This window comes from Olavius algarvensis spirochete endosymbiont (genome assembly GCA_900608495.1).
GTDB lineage: Bacteria > Spirochaetota > Spirochaetia > DSM-2461 > DSM-2461 > UBA2779.
The window spans coordinates 1-1,279 of the sequence record UWYT01000290.1 but is presented as its reverse complement, the minus strand read 5'-3'; the positions used below and the strand labels follow the sequence as shown (position 1 = coordinate 1,279).

Here is a 1,279-nt window from a genome sequence, read left to right as displayed (position 1 = left end):
CGTTATGAGAAGGACTTTTATGGAGGAAAAAGTAATCCAGGCGGTGGAAGTAGCGACAACGACGATGATGATGATGGCTCAGGGGGGGGAGGCTATTTCGGTAGAAAACCTTCTGTACCAGTCGAAGATGACGGATATACACCTAGAGACACGGATAACCCGCCTCCCAGCGACGACGAAAACAATGGAGACGGTGGAAGTAGCGATAACGACGACGATGATGATGATGATCGGAACGGCAATACTCAAAACCGCCAAGACCAGTCACCAAATGACGATAATGAAGACTCAGACGGCTCGCCTTCCAACGACAACAGGAATGCGGACAAGAGAGTCAGTTTCCTCTTACAGGACGATTTTAAAAATTTTGGAAAAGATATTGACAATCTTTTTGCAGCCCAATCATGTGCAGTGGCCTCCACATGCAATGCCTTGATAAAAGAATTTAAAAGTCAGACAGGAAAATACCCTTATGAAAATGATATCATGAAGGGGGTGAAAGAAGCTATTAAAGAGGGGCATATTCTGAACACTGAGAAAGATGCAGGCTATGTTAAAGATTGGGCTGGGGCCGCCAACACTATATGGAATGAAATAAATCCGGATGATGGGGGGACATGGGAATCCTCACGAGAAGGATCACCTTCAGATGAACACTCTATCGTCGCTTTTGATTACCTTGATTACAATGAAGATGAGGGGCCCGATCATTTTAGTAACCAAGAGACAATGGAAGTCTCCACGTCCGTGTTCCGCGGCTCATCGCTTGCGGCTAAGCTGCCGAAGCCCTTGTATGACCATCCCGAAGCTCCCTCCGTTGTTAGAAGGGGCCACGTGCCGAAAAAGGTTATAAAAGGCTTCAGCGATGTAACTGATGGTGAGTTTAAGGCATTTGGCAGGGATATTGATAGAAGTTTTAATCCTGATACACTATATATAATAAGGCCTGATGGAAACATTAGACCGGTAGACAAAGAAACAGCCATAGTGGGTTATCGCTATTTGAACTATAAGGAAGCCGACGAGGAGAAAGAATAATCCATGAGAAAGCTCAGCTTACTAGGGATTCTGCTACTACTTATCTGTGGCATAAGCGCAGGCTTGAACACCGGCACACTGATTCATATCTACGGAACAATGCCAGGCTTTCCCCTTATAAATGTCTTTAGTAACTTCGATTTTTACCAGGATAATCCGGTAAAAATCACAGTATTGAAGAACGGGAGTATCTACTATATTGAAGAGATGGAGTACGAGGGCTCCATCTCCCAGGGAAAGA

General features: G+C 44.9%; 2 protein-coding genes. Both read left to right on the top strand.

The annotated features are described in order from the left end of the window. The coding region (locus S1OALGB6SA_RS10385; protein WP_503465892.1) for a hypothetical protein at positions 1-1,038 on the top strand (1,038 nt) is incomplete at its 5' end. Between the two features lie 3 nt (positions 1,039-1,041). Next, positions 1,042-1,279, top strand: a 238-nt coding sequence (locus tag S1OALGB6SA_RS08800) for a hypothetical protein (protein ID WP_148084063.1), incomplete at its 3' end; no start/stop codon positions are given.